At 64.1% G+C, this 16,975-nt stretch carries 16 protein-coding genes and 1 pseudogene; 10 read left to right on the forward strand and 7 right to left on the reverse strand.

Annotated features, from left to right (window positions below; translation table 11 throughout):
• The 5 genes from ACHWRX_RS01655 to ACHWRX_RS01675 form a co-directional block, all read right to left on the reverse strand.
• A partial coding sequence (locus ACHWRX_RS01655; RefSeq protein ID WP_394657852.1) for an alpha/beta fold hydrolase occupies nucleotides 1–523 on the reverse strand: 523 nt, incomplete at its 3' end.
• 19 nt (nucleotides 524–542) lie between these two features.
• Nucleotides 543–1,208, reverse strand: a complete 666-nt coding sequence (locus ACHWRX_RS01660; protein ID WP_394657853.1) for a nitroreductase — start codon at nucleotides 1,206–1,208, stop codon at nucleotides 543–545.
• On the reverse strand, nucleotides 1,208–3,022 hold the full coding sequence (gene cobT / locus ACHWRX_RS01665; protein ID WP_183616640.1) for a cobaltochelatase subunit CobT: 1,815 nt from the start codon (nucleotides 3,020–3,022) through the stop codon (nucleotides 1,208–1,210). Before cobT ends, ACHWRX_RS01660 begins: the two co-directional genes overlap by 1 nt.
• A gap of 169 nt (nucleotides 3,023–3,191) precedes the next feature.
• Nucleotides 3,192–3,842: a fructose-6-phosphate aldolase gene (gene fsa / locus ACHWRX_RS01670; protein ID WP_183616641.1), complete on the reverse strand. Its 651-nt coding sequence runs from the start codon at nucleotides 3,840–3,842 to the stop codon at nucleotides 3,192–3,194.
• 131 nt (nucleotides 3,843–3,973) lie between these two features.
• Entirely contained in the window at nucleotides 3,974–4,681 is a 708-nt protein-coding gene (locus ACHWRX_RS01675; protein ID WP_394657854.1) for a DUF4197 domain-containing protein, read from the reverse strand.
• A gap of 50 nt (nucleotides 4,682–4,731) precedes the next feature.
• Between ACHWRX_RS01675 and ACHWRX_RS01680 the strand changes: the two genes are divergently transcribed.
• On the forward strand, nucleotides 4,732–6,897 hold the full coding sequence (locus tag ACHWRX_RS01680) for a primosomal protein N' (protein ID WP_294337099.1): 2,166 nt from the start codon (nucleotides 4,732–4,734) through the stop codon (nucleotides 6,895–6,897).
• Between the two features lie 2 nt (nucleotides 6,898–6,899).
• On the forward strand, nucleotides 6,900–7,592 hold the full coding sequence (locus ACHWRX_RS01685; protein WP_394657855.1) for a hypothetical protein: 693 nt from the start codon (nucleotides 6,900–6,902) through the stop codon (nucleotides 7,590–7,592).
• Nucleotides 7,593–7,655: 63 nt separating this feature from the next.
• On the opposite strand, the gene ACHWRX_RS01690 is transcribed toward ACHWRX_RS01685, so the two are convergent.
• Nucleotides 7,656–7,868, reverse strand: coding sequence for a hypothetical protein (locus ACHWRX_RS01690; protein WP_288485360.1), 213 nt, complete (start codon nucleotides 7,866–7,868; stop codon nucleotides 7,656–7,658).
• Nucleotides 7,869–8,024: 156 nt separating this feature from the next.
• Here ACHWRX_RS01690 and ACHWRX_RS01695 point away from each other — a divergent pair, with 156 nt between their 5' ends.
• A complete protein-coding gene (locus ACHWRX_RS01695; protein WP_394657856.1) occupies nucleotides 8,025–9,575 on the forward strand; it encodes a cryptochrome/photolyase family protein in 1,551 nt (516 codons plus the stop codon).
• A 37-nt stretch (nucleotides 9,576–9,612) separates the two neighbouring features.
• On the opposite strand, the gene ada is transcribed toward ACHWRX_RS01695, so the two are convergent.
• The gene (ada, locus tag ACHWRX_RS01700) at nucleotides 9,613–10,677 is read right to left on the reverse strand and encodes a bifunctional DNA-binding transcriptional regulator/O6-methylguanine-DNA methyltransferase Ada (RefSeq protein ID WP_394657857.1); all 1,065 of its coding nucleotides are present in this window, start codon (nucleotides 10,675–10,677) and stop codon (nucleotides 9,613–9,615) included.
• A gap of 251 nt (nucleotides 10,678–10,928) precedes the next feature.
• Here ada and ACHWRX_RS01705 point away from each other — a divergent pair, with 251 nt between their 5' ends.
• From ACHWRX_RS01705 to ACHWRX_RS01735, 7 genes and pseudogenes are all read left to right on the forward strand, one after another.
• Entirely contained in the window at nucleotides 10,929–11,483 is a 555-nt protein-coding gene (locus ACHWRX_RS01705) for a F0F1 ATP synthase subunit delta (RefSeq protein ID WP_183616645.1), read from the forward strand.
• 13 nt (nucleotides 11,484–11,496) lie between these two features.
• Entirely contained in the window at nucleotides 11,497–13,026 is a 1,530-nt protein-coding gene (atpA, locus tag ACHWRX_RS01710) for a F0F1 ATP synthase subunit alpha (RefSeq protein ID WP_058738097.1), read from the forward strand.
• 108 nt (nucleotides 13,027–13,134) lie between these two features.
• Nucleotides 13,135–14,016 carry a F0F1 ATP synthase subunit gamma gene (locus ACHWRX_RS01715; protein WP_394657858.1) on the forward strand — a complete coding sequence of 294 codons (882 nt, stop codon included), beginning with the start codon at nucleotides 13,135–13,137 and terminating at the stop codon, nucleotides 14,014–14,016.
• Between the two features lie 24 nt (nucleotides 14,017–14,040).
• A complete protein-coding gene (gene atpD / locus ACHWRX_RS01720) occupies nucleotides 14,041–15,513 on the forward strand; it encodes a F0F1 ATP synthase subunit beta (protein ID WP_394657859.1) in 1,473 nt (490 codons plus the stop codon).
• 170 nt (nucleotides 15,514–15,683) lie between these two features.
• A complete protein-coding gene (locus ACHWRX_RS01725) occupies nucleotides 15,684–15,941 on the forward strand; it encodes an ATP synthase F1 subunit epsilon (RefSeq protein ID WP_183616647.1) in 258 nt (85 codons plus the stop codon).
• Between the two features lie 20 nt (nucleotides 15,942–15,961).
• On the forward strand, nucleotides 15,962–16,324 hold the full coding sequence (locus ACHWRX_RS01730) for a hypothetical protein (RefSeq protein WP_394657860.1): 363 nt from the start codon (nucleotides 15,962–15,964) through the stop codon (nucleotides 16,322–16,324).
• 91 nt (nucleotides 16,325–16,415) lie between these two features.
• Nucleotides 16,416–16,975: pseudogene (locus ACHWRX_RS01735) on the forward strand (hypothetical protein); the annotation flags it as partial.

Raw genomic sequence — 16,975 nt, forward strand, 5'->3', positions numbered from 1 at the left:
CGGCGTTCAGACCGGTCGGCTCGGGGCTGAGGCGGGCAAAGGCCTGGTCCGCCAGATCCGGGGGTGTGCGCGTGTAGAACGTGGCGCGCGCGGCGTCGCGATCGGTGCAACGGGATGTCCGGCCATCTTCCGACAGGGTGAGCGTGTAACGAAACTGCGCCATGCTGCCGTTCGGGTCGTTCTTGAACAACGCGCCCATCGTTTCGCCCGGCAGCGGCATCACGCCTGCTACATAGACCAGCTTGGAGACGGCCTGTGGAGCAAGCTCAGCCGCGCGGCTGATGACGATGCCGCCTCTGCTGTGGCCGACCAGAGTAGCCGGTTCCCCGCCTGCGCCGGCCATTCCCGCAATGAACATCGCCCATTCGTCCAGCGTGGCGACATGCCCCGAGGCGGCATCCTCGCCCATTCCGGGCAAGTCAGGCGCCAGAACTTCGTGGCCTTGCCCTTCCAGCAGGGGCTTGATCAGTTCCCACGACCAGCCGCCGTGCCACGCGCCATGGACCAGGATGATGCGGCTCATTCGCCGGCAGCCAGTGCCGTCATTCCCAGCCGTCGAACCGCACGTGCTCGTCCAGGGGCACGCGCGGACGCTCGAAGTTGTTTACCGGTGCAGCGAGATCGCGAAAGCCGATGGCGATGCCGCAAAACAGGATCTGCTCGTCATCCGGAACGCCGATCTCGGCCTTGATCAGCCGGGCATAGAGGCTCATCCATTCCTGTGGGCAGCTGTCCAGCCCTTCGCCGCGCAGCAGCAGCATGATCGTCTGCAGCCACATGCCCACGTCGGACCATTGCGGCGGACCCATGAACCGCTCGAAATGGCAGAGCAGCAAAACGGGCGCGCCAAACGAGACGATGTTGTCACGCGCAAAATCATGGCGGCCCTGCTTGTCGTCGCGCTTCACATCAAGTGCACCGTACATGCGCGCGCCTACGTCTTGCAGGCGCGCGAGATGCAACGGCGAGGCATTGGGTTCGGAGAAGCTGTATTCGATCGGGTCCTGCGGCTGGGCGGCGAGCATCTTGGCCTGCAGCGCCTTCAGAGGCGCGCCGGTCAGCACCGTGGCGCGCCAGGGCTGGAAGTTGCAGCCCGACGGAGCCATGCGCGCCTGATCCAGGACGCGGCGGATCGTTTCCAGATCGACCGGCTTGTCCTGAAAGGCGCGGATCGAACGGCGGCTGGCGACGGCTTCCGCGACGTCCATCATTCTTCCTCGAACAATCCGGCAAGCTGCTCGATCATGGTGCCACCCAGTTGCTCCACGTCCATGATCGTCACCGCGCGGCGATAGTAGCGGGTCACGTCATGGCCGATGCCGATGGCGACCAGCTGCACGGGGGACTGCCGCTCGATCCAATCGATCACCCGCCGCAGATGCGCCTCCAGATAACCGGCGCTATTGACGCTCAGCGTGGAATCATCGACCGGCGCGCCATCGGAAATGACCATCAGGATGCGGCGGTCCTCCTGCCGGCCGAGCAGCCGCTGGTGCGCCCAGAGCAGCGCCTCGCCGTCGATGTTCTCCTTCAGCAGACCCTCGCGCATCATCAGGCCCAGGTTCTTGCGGGCACGCCGCCACGGCTCATCCGCCTTCTTGTAGACGATGTGGCGCAGATCGTTGAGGCGTCCGGGATGAGGCGGCTTGCCATGGGACAGCCAGGCTTCACGGCTCTGCCCGCCCTTCCACGCACGCGTGGTGAAGCCCAGGATCTCCACCTTCACGCCGCAGCGTTCCAGCGTGCGGGCCAGCACATCGGCGCTGATCGCGGCGATGCTGATCGGCCGCCCGCGCATCGAGCCGGAATTGTCGATCAACAAGGTGACGACGGTGTCCTTGAACTCGACATCGCGCTCAACCTTGTAGCTCAGCGATTGGCCGGGCGAGACGACCACACGCGCAAGGCGGGCGGCATCCAGCATGCCTTCCTCCTGGTCGAAATCCCACGAACGGTTCTGCTGCGCCATCAGGCGGCGTTGCAGGCGGTTGGCTAGCCGGGTGACGATACCCTGCAGGCCTTTCAACTGCGCATCGAGGTAGGCACGCAGCCGCGTCAGCTCTTCCTCGTCACACAAGTCATGCGCGCCGACCACCTCGTCGAAGGTTTCGGTGAAGACCTTGTAGTCGAACGTGTCAGGGATGTCGGTCCACGGGCGATTGGGGCGGACAGGCAGCATGCCTTCCTCACCCTCTTCGCCTTCCTGGCCCTCTTCCATATCGTCGGAGTTTTCACCTTCGGACTCGCTTTCGCCGTCGTCTTCGCCCTGCGTGGGTTCGGCCGCGACTTCGTTGGGCTGCTGCTCCTCACCCTTGTCGTCGCCGGTTTCCTGTTCCTCGGTCTCCTCGTCGCCGTCCATATCCTCGGCGTCGTCCGGCTCCTGCGGCAACTGCTCGGACCGCGTGAGTTCCAGGTGCTGCAGCATGTTGAGCGAGAGCGACTGGAACGCCTTCTGGTCCTCCAGCGAGCCCGCCAGCGCCTCGAAATCGTCGCCCGCGCGCTCCTCGATCCAGCGGCGCACCATATCGACGCCGCCTTGCGCCAGCTTGGGCACGGGCTGGCCGGTCAGGCGCTCGCGCAAGAGCAGCGCCAGCGCGGACTGGACGGGCACTTCATCGGCGCTGGTCGCGCGCGTGATCGGATCGCCGCCCATCCGCACGCCCAGCGACGCATCGAGGTTATCGCGCATCCCCGCGAACTTGTTGGCGCCCAGCGCTTCGTATCGGATCAGCTCGACCGCGTCGTAACAGGCCCTCGCGGCGGGCTCTATCGGAGCATTGCGTTGGTGGAGCCGCTCGTCATGATGGCGCAGCTTGAGCGCGAAACTGTCAGCAAAGCCGCGCGCCTGCATCGCCGCCGCACGCGGCAAGGTGCGGCCCGGCATCGGCACGCGAAAGGTGCCGCCGGTGGCGCTGGGTGCGTCGGACGTCCAGTTGACCTCCACCTCCGCATCATGCGCGATGGCGCGGCTGGCTCCGGTGAGGACGGACTTGAAGCGATCTGTGGGAGATTCGTCGGACATATCGTGCGGAACGCTAGACGGGTCAGGTTGGTGGCAGCAAGCCTGACGACGCCCGATTGCACATAGTTCGTCATACCGTGCCGATGCCGCGCACTTCGGCGCCCCCCAGCCCCGACCCTCGTCATTATCGCCTATGCGGGGTTGACGAGGGGTAGGTGGAGGCGTGGCGTCAGATCGTCTGGCCGGTCTTCGCCCAGTCCGCCATGAAGCCTTCGATGCCCTTGTCGGTCAGCACGTGCTTGAACAGGTTGTGGATCACCGCCGGCGGGGCGGTCATCACGTCCGCGCCGATGCGCGCACATTCCAGGACATGGATCGGGTGGCGGATCGAGGCGGCCAGGATCTCGGTTTCGAACGCGTAGTTGTCATAGATCAGGCGAATGTCGCGGATCAGGTCGAGCCCGTCGAAGCCGTTGTCGTCATGCCGGCCGACGAAGGGCGAGATGAAGCTTGCGCCCGCCTTGGCCGCCAGCAGTGCCTGATTGGCCGAGAAGCACAGCGTGACGTTCACCATCGTGCCATCGCCGGTCAGCTTTTTGCAGGTCTTCAGCCCGTCCACGGTGAGCGGCACCTTGATGCACACATTGTCCGCGATCTTGCGCAGGATTTCCGCCTCACGCATCATCCCGGCATGGTCGAGCGCAACCACTTCGGCGCTGACCGGGCCATCCACCAGGCCGCAGATTTCCTTGGTCACTTCCATGAAGTTGCGACCGGACTTGGCGATCAGCGACGGGTTGGTGGTGACGCCATCAAGCAGGCCGGTTTCGGCCAGTTCAGCGATTTCCTTGGTGTCGGCAGTGTCGACGAAGAACTTCATGATGCGCTTCCCTATAGGCCAGTTTGCGCGACGCTATAGGGAAAGGGTGTCAGGGCCGCTAGAGCCTGACGCACTGCTAAACGTCCACGCCGCCACCCACCTTGCGGCAGGTGACGAGCGTGGATTATGCCTCAGCGCGGTTGCGCGAACACGCGTGCCAGAGCCGGATCGCTGGAGGGATTCTTGCGCAGTTCCGCCTCCTCCGCGCCGATCTCGTACCAGATCGCGTTGTCGGCGTTGAGCGCAAGAGCGTGGGCGGCATCGGAAAGATCCACGCCCGCCAGCGCGGAGAGCGCCTGGCCGACCAAGGGATCGTCCGCCACCTGCATCAGGCGGTTCAATTCCGGGATCATCGCATTGACCAGCGCCGGGCCCATCTCCGCGCGCAGGAAGCTGGTGGCGGCGGTGGGATCGCCTGTGACCAGCGCGGCGGCGTTCTGGATGCCGATCGTGCGAACGGTATCCGCCACCAGCGGCGCGGCGGCGCGAGCGCCATCCTCGGCGATGATGTTCAGACGGTGCTGCAAGCGCTCCCGGAAGGCGGGTGATTTCAGGATACCCTCCATCACGCTGCCCCGCTTGCCGAACAACACCGGCAGGTTGATCCGCGCGACCGAGCTATCCCAGAAGCCATCGGGCGCGGTCAGGCGCGCGAACGCCCGCTGTGTCGAAAGCTCCAGCAAACGGCGCACCGCATCATCGTAGGAAAACGCGGCGCGGCCGCCCACGGTGGTGCATCCGCCCACCAGAAGAAGGCCAGCCAGTACGCCGCCACCGGCCAACAGCCCCCGCCGGTTCACCGCAGTCCCCATCCACAGCCCCGACTTCACTTCGCGCATACGCAACTCCTTCCCGTAACCGGACCCCGGTGCCTATATGCACGTCCCTGATGGAACGCATACGACTTCTTGTATTCAACGCCGCCCTTGGCGTGCTGGACTATCGCAAGCCCGAGGGCATGGCGGTGGAGCCGGGTTCGATTGTCATCGCGCCGCTGGGCCCCCGCCAGATCATCGGGATCGTCTGGGAACCAGAACGCCTCAGCGCAAAAGAAGTGCCTGAGGCAAAACTGCGCGCGGTGCTTGAAGCTCTGCCGGTACCCCCGCTGCCCGCGCCCTTGCGCCGCCTGATCGAGTGGACGGCTGACTATTACTGCGCACCGATGTCCAGCGTGGCGCGCATGGCCCTGGGCAGCAGCGCGGCGCTGAGGGGCGGCGGCACCACCACCGAATATCGCCTGACGGGGCAAGAACCTGCCCGACTGACGCCGCAGCGCGCCGCCGCCTTGGATGCGCTGCAAGGCGAACAAGGTTCGATCCGCGAACTGGCCGAACTGGCCAGCGTCTCCGAGGGCGTGCTGCGCGGCATGGTCGGCGCTGGGCTGCTTGAGCCGATCGTCGTCGATTGCGATCGCCCCTATCCGCCCGCCTTGCCCGATTTTGCCGAGCCCGTCCTCAACCCCGGCCAGCGCGAGGCTGCGGATACGTTCGTGGCGGCGGTGGCGGCAGGCAAGTTCGCCCCCTTCCTGCTCGATGGCGTAACCGGGTCGGGCAAGACCGAAACCTATTTCGAAGCGGTGGCCGAGGCGCTGCGCCAGGGGCGGCAAGTTCTGGTGCTGCTGCCCGAAATCGCGCTGACGGAAAACTTCCTGCGCCGCTTTGAAAGCCGCTTCGGCACGCCGCCGCTCTTGTGGCACTCCTCGCTCAAGGCCAGCGAGCGTCGCCGTGCGTGGCGCGCGATCGTGCGGGGTGAGGCGCAAGTGGTGGTCGGCGCACGCTCCGCGCTGTTCATGCCCTATGCCAGGCTAGGCCTGATCGTGGTGGACGAAGCGCACGAGGTTTCGTTCAAGCAGGACGACGGCGTGCGCTATAACGCGCGCGATGTCGCGGTGATCCGCGCGCGGTTCGAAAGCGTGCCGGTGATCCTGGCCAGCGCCACGCCTGCGCTGGAATCTCTGCAACTGGCCGAAGCGGGCATCTACACCCGCATCGAACTGCCGGACCGGTTCGGCGGCGCCCAGCTGCCCGAGATCAAGATCGTCGACCTGCGCAGCGAAGCGCCCGAACGCGGCCGCTGGCTCGCCCCCCGGCTGGTCGATGAAATGAAGCTGCGGCTGGCGCGCGGCGAGCAATCGCTGCTGTTCCTCAATCGCCGAGGCTATGCACCGCTGACGTTGTGCCGCCATTGCGGCCACCGCTTCCAGTGCCCCAACTGCACGGCGTGGCTGGTGGAGCATCGCTTCTCCAGCCGCCTGGCCTGCCACCACTGTGGGCACGAGACGCCGGTGCCGGAGGCCTGCCCAGAATGCGGCACTGGCGACTGCCTCGTCGCTTGCGGCCCCGGCGTGGAGCGCATCGCCGACGAAGTGGGCGAACTGCTGCCGGACGCGCGCGTGGCGGTCGTCACCTCCGACACGTTGAACTCGCGCGAGGCGGTGGGGCGGTTCGTGGCGCAGGCGGAGGAAGGCGCGATCGACGTGATCGTCGGCACGCAGCTCGTCACCAAGGGCTACCACTTCCCCCAGCTCACGCTGGTGGGCGTGGTCGATGCCGACCTTGGCCTTGAAGGCGGCGACTTGCGCGCGGGCGAACGAACCTATCAACAGATCGCCCAGGTCTCCGGACGAGCAGGCCGCGCCGAAAAGCCGGGCGAAGTCCTCATCCAGACCCGGCATCCCGACGCCTCGGTGATCTCCGCCCTCGCCTCAGGCGACCGCGACGCGTTCTACGCCGCCGAGACCGAGGCCCGCCGCGACGCCGGGGCGCCACCGTTCGGCCGCTGGGCCGCGATCATCGTTTCCAGCGAGGACCAGTCCGAAGCCCAAAGCGCCGCTCGCGCCATCGGCGGCACCGCGCCCAATCATCCCGACATGCTCGTGCTGGGCCCCGCGCCGGCGCCCATGGCGCTGCTGCGCGGCCGCTACCGCTATCGGCTTCTGATCAACGCGAGGCGCTCGGCAGAACTACAGCGCTACCTGCAGGAGTGGCTGGGACCACTGGAATTCCCGCAAGGCGTGCGCGTGGCGATCGATATCGATCCGTATAGCTTTGTTTAGGCTTGGAGTTCGACAAGCTATGCCGAGCTGATGACTACCAGACTTTATTTACCGTCGGCCTATATCTTCAAGCAATGCTGACAGCTTTGTTCCTAGCCCCGGCCGCCGCGATCGCGCTACCAGCCAACGTGCGGCCTACGACCGATATCCCCATGGTTGCAATCGGCCTGCCGTTTTCGCCGGAGAGTCCGGAGCCTGTGGCGACAGGCCACCCGCTATATAAGAAAGTTGCAGTCGGGGACATCACTGATCTTCCTGCGACCATAAAGAGCTCATCGCTGGGTATTATTGCGGCTGCAAAACGATCAAGCGTGAATGCGGCTTTTCGTGACAGCCTTTCCCAGATGAACCTGTTGGCAGACAACGCAGAAGCCAGCCGCTTCAAGCTTACCGCACGATGGATCGAAAGCAAAACACCCTTTCGTATTGCGACACACAACGCCAGTTCGGTGACTCTGCATTATCAACTTTCTCGGTTGGACAATCAGCAAGTCTTGTTCACCAGAGACATAACCACTTCAGCGACAGGTGCGGGCGGGTTCGGCTCGGTTCGAGATAATGGAATTCTTCGGGCAGCTATAGCTTCGAATTTCGCTTCGGTGGCTAAGTGCCTGGATGATGCAGCCTATGGAAGGGCCGCCACTGATTGCGCGCTCACACCTCGATTTTCGGTTTCTGTAACCAGAATTCGCTGACTGCCGATTGCGATCGGTTGAAGCGCAGGCTGGCAGAGCCAAAGCGCCGCCGCCCCAACTAGGTCAGTGTCTTTGCGCCTTGGCCGCCTTGCGCGCCGCGACCTTGGCGTGGTGATGGCCGACCGCGCACCCGATCGCCGCTCCCGCCACTCCATGGCCCTTGCCGACGAAGTGACCGCCTACGCCACCCACCGCGGCACCCTTAATACAGCCCGCCGCGAACGACGGACTGGCGGACATCAACACCAGCGCAGCAGCAGCTCCGATCTTTAACATGGGTTATCCTCCTATTGAATGATCCTGAAACGCAAAGTGGTCGGCACAGTTCTGGCCTGCGACCATTTGTGACAAATCTTTGCTGACGATCGACAACGCCCGCCCGTCCCAAAGGGCATGCCGCCGACGCCATTGTCGCGCGTTACCGATATCCACATGACGACCCTCGTTCCCATCCTCGGCGACCAGCTCACGCGCACGATCGCCAGCCTTGACGGCTGCGACAAGGCCTCCACCGTGGTGCTGATGATGGAGGTCTGGGACGAGACCACTTACGTGCGCCATCACAAGCAGAAGATCGTCCTGATCCTCTCCGCGATGCGCCATTTCGCCGCCGAACTTGAAGCGCAAGGCTGGACGATCGACTACGTTCGACTGGACGACAAGGCCAACACCGGCAGCTTCACCGGCGAGGTCGAGCGGGCGGTGAAGCGACACAAGGCAAAAGCCGTGCGCGTCGTCGAATCCGGTGAATGGCGCGTTGCCGAGATGATGGAGGGATGGAGCAAGGCGCTCGGCATTCCCGTCGATATCCTTCCGGATGATCGCTTCCTATGCTCGAAGGAAGAGTTCTACGCCTGGGCGCAGGGGCGCGAGCGGCTGCTGATGGAAAATTTCTATCGCGACATGCGCGTGCGCACCGACTTGCTAATGGATGGCAAGAAGCCCGAAGGTGGCCAGTGGAACTTCGACAAGGAGAACCGCGCCGGGCCCGATATGCTGATGGACCCGCCACCGACCCCGGGCTTTCCGCCGGACAAGGTGACACGAGAGGTCATCGCCTTGGTCGAATCGCGCTTCGGCAATCACTTCGGCAGTCTGGATCGCTTTCGCTGGCCGGTCACCGCGAAGCAGGCGAACAAGGCGCTCGACAAGTTCATCGCGGAACGCCTTCCCGAGTTCGGCACCTATCAGGACGCCATGGTGCATGGCGAGGATGACCTATTCCACTCGTTGCTGTCGACCTCGATCAATCTAGGCCTCCTCGATCCGCTGGAAGTGTGCCGCCGCGCCGAAAAGGCCTATAGCGAGCGCAAGGTGCCGCTGAACGCCGCCGAGGGCTTCGTCCGCCAGATCATCGGCTGGCGGGAATATATCCGCGGCATGTACTGGTTCGAGATGCCGGGCCTGCGAGAAGCGAACGCGCTGAAGGCGGAGCGCCCGCTGCCGGATTTCTATTGGACCGGCCAAACCGACATGCGCTGCCTGGCCGATTGCGTTCGGTCCACTCGGGACAATGCCCATGCGCATCACATTCAGCGCCTGATGGTGCTGGGCAACTTCGCACTGCTGGCGGGCATTCTGCCGCAAGAAGTCGAGGACTGGTTCCTCGTCGTCTATGCCGACGCCTACGAGTGGGTGGAACTGCCCAATGTGGCCGCCATGGCGCTGTGGGCGGACAAGGGCCGGCTCGCCTCCAAGCCCTATGCCGCTAGCGGGAACTACATCAACAAGATGTCCGACTATTGCGGCCCGTGCCGGTATGACGTTCGCAAGAAAACCGGCGAAGACGCTTGTCCGTTCAACCCGCTGTACTGGCACTTCCTGGTGCGGAATCGAAAGCTGCTGGAGAAGAACATGCGGATCAACCGGGTCTATGGCACCTGGGATCGCATGGACGCGGACAAACGCAAGGACTACCTCGCCAGCGCGGAGGCGGTGCTGGACAATCTGGTGCCTGCGAGAAAGGGCTGGGCGCGGGATTAGATTGCGGCGCCGCGCTTCATCCCGCCCCGATCACCCTCTAATCTCGCTCTCGCCGCAGCAACTCGCGCTTGATATCCAGCCCATAGGCATAGCCGCCGAGCGTGCCATCCGTGCGCAACACACGGTGGCACGGGATCAGCACCGCCACGTTGTTCGCGCCATTGGCAGAGCCTGTCGCCCGTACTGCGGCCGGCTTGCCCACGGCGGCGGCGATCTGGGCATAGCTGCGCGTCTCGCCCTTGGGGATACGTTGCAGTTCACGCCAGACCGCTTCCTGGAACGCGGTGCCTTGGACATCAAGCGGGATGGCGTGCGCTTCACCCGGATCCTCGACCACGGCGACCACCTCAGCCAGAAATGCCGCGAATGCCGCATCGCCTTCTATCAGGTCCGCGCGCGGGAAACGCCGCGCCAGTGCTTCCGGCCCCTCCTCAAAAGACAGCCGGCACACGCCCTTGTCCGTCGCCGCGACCAGCATCTGCCCCAGCGTGGTCGCCACCACCGCCCAGCGGATGGTTACGCCCATCCCGCCATCGCGCCAAACCGAAGGCGACATGCCCCATCTCCTTTCGCTTGCTTCGTAGAACCGCGACGGCGCGCTATAGCCCGCCGCGTAGATCGCATCGGTGATTTTGGCGCCATCCCGCAAGGCCCGCTCGGCTCGCTCCAGCTTGTGCGCCCTGAGATACGCTGCAGGACTTAGCCCGACCGAACGCTTGAATACCCGCTGGAAATACGTGGGCGAATACCCGGTCGCTAGCGCCAAAGCGGCCAGCGACAGCCCCTCTTCGCCGCCGTTGAGCAGCGCGATCGCGTGCGCCACCGCAGCCTCGTCACGCGCAACGTCATTCGGCCGGCACCGCCTGCACGGTCGCAAGCCTGCCGCCTGCGCCTCTCGCCCATCCCTGTAGAAGCGCACGTTGTGCCGCGAAGGATGCCGGGCTGCGCAAGAGGGCCGGCAATATATGCCGGTAGAGTGCACACCCGTAACGAAAAGGCCATCGAACCCCTTGTCGCGCGCCAGGACCGCCCGCCAGGCCGCCTCATCGTCGATGGGGTCCTTCGCCGTCGCGATATCTTCAGGAGAATCGGCTGCATTCATATGTGATGGTGTAGCCGCGAATCCCTCGTCATGCCTCCCGCAGCTTGCGTTCAAAGTGGCCATACCCTTGAAATAGCGCCACTGCCTGGGTTTCGGAGCTTCTTTCCCCAGCCCGACCCCGGTCCCTTGCAGTGTCGGGAAATCGTCGCTATGCGCCCCCCGTCTGGGGGACGTTCGATCGCGGTTTCGCGCTAGTCGCTGACGCGCCCCTTGCGAACCAGTACGCCACTTGATGCAAGGATACGACACGCGTGGAGAATTCCGGCGGAATCAAGGCCAGTCTGCAAGGGCGCTACGCGTCAGCCCTGTTCGATCTTGCGAGCGAGAATGGCACTGTCACCGCGGTAGAGGCCGATCTTGATCGGATCGAGGCCGCAATCCGTGAAAGCGACGATTTTGGATCGCTGATCCGCAATCCCCAGGTCAGCCGCGCTGACGCCGCACGCATCATGAATGCGATTGCGCCGGTGCTGGGCCTGTCGGACCTGACCAAGAACTTCCTGGGCGTGCTGGCCGGCAATCGCCGCTTGTCCGCCCTGCCCGAGATCATCCGCGCCTTTCACACGATCGCTGCTGCGCAACGCGGTGAAGCGACGGCACAGGTCACCTCGGCGCATCCGCTCGAAGAAGGCCAGATCGAACAGCTTCGCCAGAAGCTGGAAGCGCGCGAAGGCCGCAACGTCAAAATCCGCACCAGCGTGGATCCTGAGCTGCTGGGAGGACTGGTCGTCACGATCGGCTCCAAGCGCATCGACAGCTCGATCCGCACTCGTCTCAATTCGCTCGCCCAGGCCATGAAGGGCTAAGAAGGAAAACCCTATGGACATCCGCGCCGCAGAAATTTCGAAGGTCATCAAGGACCAGATCGCCAGCTTCGGCACCGAAGCGCAGGTCTCCGAAGTCGGCACCGTGCTCTCGGTGGGTGACGGCATCGCCCGCATCCACGGCCTCGACAACGTCCAGGCCGGCGAAATGGTCGAATTCAACGGCGGCATCCAGGGCATGGCGCTGAACCTCGAAGCCGACAACGTCGGTGTCGTGATCTTCGGTTCTGACTCCACCATCAAGGAAGGCGACAGCGTTCGCCGCACCGGCACCATCGTCGACGTTCCCGTCGGCAAGGGCCTGCTCGGCCGCGTGGTCGACGCGCTGGGCAACCCCATCGACGGCAAGGGTCCGATCGTCTCCGAGAAGCGCGCCCGCGTTGAAAGCAAGGCGCCCGGCATCATCCCGCGCAAGTCGGTGCACGAGCCTGTGCAGACCGGCCTGAAGGCGATCGACGCCCTCGTTCCTGTGGGCCGTGGCCAGCGCGAGTTGATCATCGGTGACCGCCAGACCGGCAAGACCGCCGTCGCCATCGACACCTTCATCAACCAGAAGGGCGATCATCAGGGCACGGACGAGGGCAAGAAGCTCTACTGCATCTACGTCGCCGTCGGCCAGAAGCGCTCGACCGTGGCGCAGATCGTCCGCCAGCTCGAAGAGAACGGCGCGATGGAATACTCCATCGTCATCGCCGCCACCGCTTCGGAGCCCGCGCCGCTGCAGTACCTCGCACCTTACACCGGTGCCGCGATGGGCGAATTCTTCCGCGACAACGGCATGCACGCCGTTATCGTGTTCGACGACCTTTCCAAGCAGGCTGTGGCCTATCGCCAGATGTCGCTGCTGCTGCGTCGTCCTCCGGGCCGCGAAGCTTATCCGGGCGACGTGTTCTACCTGCACAGCCGCCTGCTTGAGCGCGCCGCAAAGATGAACGACGATTTTGGTGCTGGCTCGCTCACCGCGCTGCCGATCATCGAAACCCAGGCAGGCGACGTTTCGGCGTACATTCCGACGAACGTGATCTCGATCACCGACGGTCAGATCTTCCTCGAAACCGGCCTGTTCTATCAGGGCGTGCGTCCGGCCATCAACGTCGGCCTCTCGGTCAGCCGCGTCGGCGGTTCGGCCCAGACGAAGGCGATGAAGAAGGTCGCCGGCTCGATCAAGCTGGAGCTGGCGCAGTATCGCGAAATGGCCGCGTTCGCGCAGTTCGGCTCGGACCTCGATGCCTCGACCCAGAAGCTGCTCAACCGCGGCGCGCGCCTGACCGAACTGCTCAAGCAGAAGCAGTTCTCGCCGCTGACCATGGAAGAGCAGGTCGCCTCGATCTACGCCGGCACCAACGGCTATCTCGACAAGCTGCCCGTCGAAAAGGTGACGCAGTACGAGGCTGAGATGCTCAGCTACCTGCATTCCGAGCACCCCGCCGTGCTGGCTGAAATCCGTGACACGGGCAAGTTCGAGGGCGAGACGCCCAAGAAGCTGGCGTCAGCGCTTGAAGCGTTCGGCAAGCAGTTCGCCTAATCGCCTAAGCCGTCACCCCGGCCTTGAGCCGGGGTCCCGCTCGCCGCAGCGGTCGGAACAGCGGGCCCCCGGATCACCTCCGGGGCGACGAATTGGAGAGTACCAAGAGTGGCTTCGCTGAAGGAACTCAAAGGCCGGATCAACTCGGTCAAGTCGACCCAGAAGATCACCAAGGCCAAGCAGATGGTCGCGGCGGCGAAGCTGCGCAAGGCACAGGCTGCGGCAGAGGCCGGGCGTCCCTACGCCCAGCGTCTCGCCGAAGTCATGGCCTCGCTGTCCAGCAAGATCACGGTGACTGACAACAGCCCGCGCCTGCTGGCCGGGACCGGCGCGAATAGCGTGCACCTGCTGGTCGTCGCCAACTCGGACAAGGGCCTGGCCGGCGCGTTCAACTCGAACATCGTCAAGGCCGCGCTGACTGCTGCGCGCCGCCTGGAAGCCGAAGGCAAGTCCGTCCTGTTCTATCTGATCGGACGCAAGGGTCGCGCGGTGATCAGCCGGAACTATCCCAAGGCGATCCTGCAGTCGTTCGACACCACCGACGTGCGCACTCCCGGCTTCAACGAGGCCGAGAAGATCGCCGACGAGCTGGTAAAGCTGTATGAAGATGGCCGCTTCGATGTGGCGCACCTGTTCTTCTCGAAGTTCAAGAACGCGCTGACGCAGGAACCGACCGAGCAGCAGATCATCCCGGTTCCGGCTCCCAAGGCCGCTTCGGCGAAGACCGATGCGGGCGCAGTCGTGGAATACGAGCCGGACGAAGAGGAAATCCTTGCCGCCCTGCTGCCGCGCTACCTCAAGACCCAGATCTTCGGCGCGCTGCTGGAGAATATGGCGTCCGAGCAAGGCGCGTCGATGACCGCGATGGACAACGCCACGCGCAACGCGGGCGACTTGATCAAGGCCCTGACCATCCAATACAACCGCAGCCGCCAGGCCGCGATCACCACCGAACTCGTCGAAATTATCGCTGGCGCCGAAGCGCTCTAAGCACCCGAAGGCAAGGAAACGAACATGGCAACCGCCCCAGTGCTAAACCAGACCACACCTAACATGACGTCTGGCGGCAAGATCAGCCAGGTCATCGGCGCCGTCGTCGACGTGAGCTTCGAAGGCGAACTGCCTCCGATCCTCACCGCGCTCGTCACCGAGAACAACGGCAACAAGCTCGTCCTGGAAGTCGCGCAACACCTTGGTGAGAACACCGTGCGTTGCATCGCGATGGATGGCACCGACGGCCTGACGCGTGGCCAGAACGTGTCGAGCACCGGCGCGCAGATCACCGTGCCGGTCGGCCCCAAGACGCTGGGCCGCATCATGAACGTAATCGGCGATCCGATCGACGAGCGTGGCCCGGTCGGTTCGGACATGCATGCGCCGATCCACGCCGAGGCTCCCCCGTTCATCGATCAGTCGACCGAAGCGTCGATCCTGGTCACCGGCATCAAGGTCATCGACCTGCTGGCGCCCTACGCGAAGGGCGGCAAGATCGGCCTGTTCGGCGGCGCCGGCGTCGGCAAGACCGTGCTGATCCAGGAACTGATCAACAACATCGCCAAGGGCCACGGCGGCGTGTCCGTCTTCGCTGGTGTGGGTGAGCGTACCCGCGAGGGTAACGACCTTTACCACGAATTCCTCGACGCCGGCGTCATCGCCAAGGACGCCGAGGGCAATGCCACTTCGGAAGGCTCCAAGGTCGCCCTGGTATTCGGCCAGATGAACGAGCCCCCGGGCGCCCGCGCACGTGTTGCTCTGTCGGGTCTGACCATGGCTGAGTACTTCCGCGACCAGGAGGGCCAGGACGTGCTCTTCTTCGTCGACAACATCTTCCGCTTCACCCAGGCCGGTGCCGAGGTGTCGGCTCTGCTGGGCCGTATTCCTTCGGCCGTGGGCTACCAGCCGACCCTGTCGACCGACATGGGCCAGCTGCAGGAGCGCATCACCTCCACCAACAAGGGCTCGATCACGTCGGTTCAGGCGATCTACGTCCCCGCCGACGACTTGACCGACCCTGCGCCAGCCGCATCGTTCGCCCACTTGGACGCGACGACCACGCTGAACCGCGCGATCTCGGAGCTGGGCATCTATCCGGCGGTCGATCCACTCGACTCCACCAGCCGCGTGCTGGCGCCCGCCGTCGTTGGCCAGGATCACTACAACACTGCGCGCCGGGTCCAGGAGACGCTGCAGAAGTACAAGTCCCTGCAGGACATCATCGCGATCCTGGGCATGGACGAGCTTTCCGAAGAGGATAAGCTGGTCGTCGCCCGTGCTCGCAAGATCCAGAAGTTCCTCAGCCAACCATTCCACGTGGCCGAAGTCTTCACCGGCATCTCGGGCAAGTTCGTCCAGCTGGAAGACACGGTGAAGTCGTTCAAGGCCGTCGTCGATGGTGAGTACGACCACCTGCCGGAGAACGCCTTCTACATGGTCGGCGGTATCGACGAAGCGGTCGAGAAGGCTAAGAAGCTGGCTGACGAAGCGTAAGCTCCGGCAAAGCCGAGAGCTTCCACAATCTCCCCTCCCGCCTGCGGGAGGGGTCGGGGGGGAGGGCATGTGGGCACCCTCCCTTACGGATAAACAAGCCCTCCCCCAGCCCCTCCCGCAAACGAGAGGGGAGCATGAGGACCCTCAACTAAAGCGAGGGACATTCGACTATGGCACTGCACTTCGAACTCGTGACCCCGGCCCGCCTCGTCCGCTCGGAAGAGGTTCACATGGTCGTCATCCCTGGCACAGAGGGTGAGATGGGCGTTTTGCAGGGCCACGCGCCGTTCATGACCACGATCAAGGACGGTCCCTTGAAGATCTATCGCACCGAAAACGGCGCGCCGGAAGAAGTTCGCATCCAGGGCGGCTTCGCCGAAGTGGGCGCAAATGGTCTTACGGTGCTGGCCGAACACGCCGAGGGCTGATACCTGACAAGCGGCTGATTATGAGCGGCGGCGCCGCCATCCGGCCTGCTGTGTCTCTCGTCACGGCTTTTTCCGTCCGCTTCTCAACGCCGTCGTTTGGCCGTGGAGGTGTGAAAATCCGGCGGTTTGCCCGCGATCCAGCGAAGATAAGTCGCTATCGCAGAGTTCTGGCGCAGCGCTTCCACATGTTGCCCAAGCCGCGCCAGTTCAACATTCGCGAAAGTAGCGTGCAGCGTTCGATGGCAGATCGGATGCACCGCAACAGTATCGCGCCCACCGCGGCTTTTAGGAACCGGATGGTGTCGTTCGACACGTCGGCCAAGTGGGCGTTCGCAAAGCCAGCAGGTCTCCGGGTTGGGATCAGGCATCACGATGCAAGATAGGATGCGTGCTGCCCCGACGAAAGCGGGAGAGCATTCCGCTGCACTGCCTTCCAAGGCAAGTTCGCCGCAGAGTTGGGCGAGCGCAGCGTTGTTGGTGCTATTCACTACGCTGCCGGTGCTTATCCTTCGCACCCCACCGATGATCGACGTGCTAGGGCATACCGGGCGCTATGCTCTGCAAACCGAATTACAAGGCGACCCGTGGCTGCAGCAGTTCTTCCATTTTCGTTGGCAAGTTATCGGTAACCTGGGCGCTGACTTGATCGTCGAAGCCCTGCATCCGCTGCTCGGATTGACCGCCACGTTGAAATTGGCCTTGGCGTTGGTCCCGATCCTGGCGGGCAGCGCGATCCTGCTGCTTTCTCGCATGATCCACGGGCGGGTTACGGCTTTTGCCGTGATGGCGCTGCCCCTGATCTACGCGCGTCCGTTCACCTGGGGCTTCCTCACCTTCTCGCTGGCGATGGCCCTCGCACTGCTGGCATTTGCATTGTGGCTGCGGCTGGGACCGGGAACGGTCCGCGCCCTGTTATTTGTTCCTATTGGCTTGGCGGTCTGGCTGTGTCACACGTTCGGTTGGGCCGTCCTGGGCATCCTGTGCACCGGAGAGACGCTGGCGTGGCAATGGCGCGCGCAACGTTCCCTGCAGAG

This window comes from uncultured Novosphingobium sp., from assembly GCF_964277725.1.
Lineage (GTDB): Bacteria > Pseudomonadota > Alphaproteobacteria > Sphingomonadales > Sphingomonadaceae > Novosphingobium > Novosphingobium fluoreni.